This is a genomic window from Vibrio sp. Vb0349 (assembly GCF_033338975.1).
In genome coordinates this window covers 1-1,104 of record NZ_JAWOTS010000383.1, presented here as the reverse complement: position 1 = coordinate 1,104, position 1,104 = coordinate 1, and the positions used below count along the sequence as shown (strand labels likewise).

The following is a 1,104-nucleotide window of genomic DNA, read 5'->3' as shown; positions in this document are numbered from 1 at the left end:
GAGCGTCTAGTCTCTTACGTAACAGGCATGGGCAACGTTCGTGACGTGATCCCATTCCCACGTACTCCTCGCTCTGCGAACTTCTAATCACTTTTTAGTGACTCAGAATTAAAAAGACCTCCCATGTGGAGGTCTTTTATTTTGTACGAATAATTTTCTCGCAATCTGCGTGTACAATTTAGCTGTTGCTTTCGTCTTCATCCTTATCTGCTCGCGCGGCGTATTTCACTCCAACAACACACAAACCAAACATGACGAATGGAATCACAGCGGCGGTGTATTCCGTCCAAACCATATGAGAAAAAGACTTCGCCAATATCAGGTGCGCAAACACCAACAAAAATGCGCTAAAGATAGCAACACGCATTAGCCTAAGTTCATGCTTTGCCAACTGCTTTTTCATTATTGCTCCTAACCTAAAATGGTTGTCTGCTAGTAATTGAAACACAGCTTCGGATTCGTTCACTGATACAGTTTGAGCAAAAAATAGGTAAACAGTTGGCTAGTGAAGTAATTCTCCGATCGTCTTCACGGCTTCTTCTAGTTCATCGTTGCAGGGTAACGATGTATTAAGCCTTAGGTAGTTCTCATAATCTGTGCCGACAGAAAACAACTTACCGAATGCAACGGTGATGTTGTCTTCCAATAACTTCTGATAAATCGCTTTTCCGCATTTTGATTCCGGCAGTTCAACCCATAAAAAATAGCCGCCTTCTGGCTGTGAGTAATGAATCGATTTAGGAAAGTACTTATCGATCAGTTCAATGAACGTGGATTGTCGCTGCTCAAGATTCTTTCGAAGTTTTCTAAGGTGATTATCATAGCTGTCATTTTGCAAATAATGCGCGATACCTTGTTGGATAGGCGCACTACCTGACAAAGTCGAGATAAGTTGCAGTTTTTGCAGATGTTCATTAAAGCGCTTGTTGACCACCCACCCCAGCCGATAACCCGGGCAAAGACTTTTTGAAAATGATCCGCAATGCAACACGCGATCTTGGGTATCAAAAGTTTTAAGCGAACTTGGTTTCTTGTTAGAAAAATAGAGCTCTGAATACACATCGTCTTCAATCAAATACACATCGTGTTTATCAGCAAGCTCGA

Annotated in this window: 2 protein-coding genes; both read right to left on the bottom strand. The window is 42.0% G+C overall.

What is annotated here, in order from left to right; genetic code table 11:
- Positions 1 to 178 precede the first annotated feature (178 nt).
- Positions 179 to 403: a hypothetical protein gene (locus R7Q47_RS26030; protein WP_318090234.1), complete on the bottom strand. Its 225-nt coding sequence runs from the start codon at positions 401 to 403 to the stop codon at positions 179 to 181.
- A 99-nt stretch (positions 404 to 502) separates the two neighbouring features.
- Positions 503 to 1,104: PLP-dependent aminotransferase family protein (locus tag R7Q47_RS26025; protein ID WP_318090233.1), on the bottom strand; the 602-nt coding region annotated here is incomplete at its 5' end.

What these genes read in the sequence shown, in the direction of transcription:
- R7Q47_RS26030 (WP_318090234.1), bottom strand. Translation starts at nt 403, where the DNA reads ATGAAAAAGCAGTTGGCAAAGCATGAACTTAGGCTAATGCGTGTTGCT.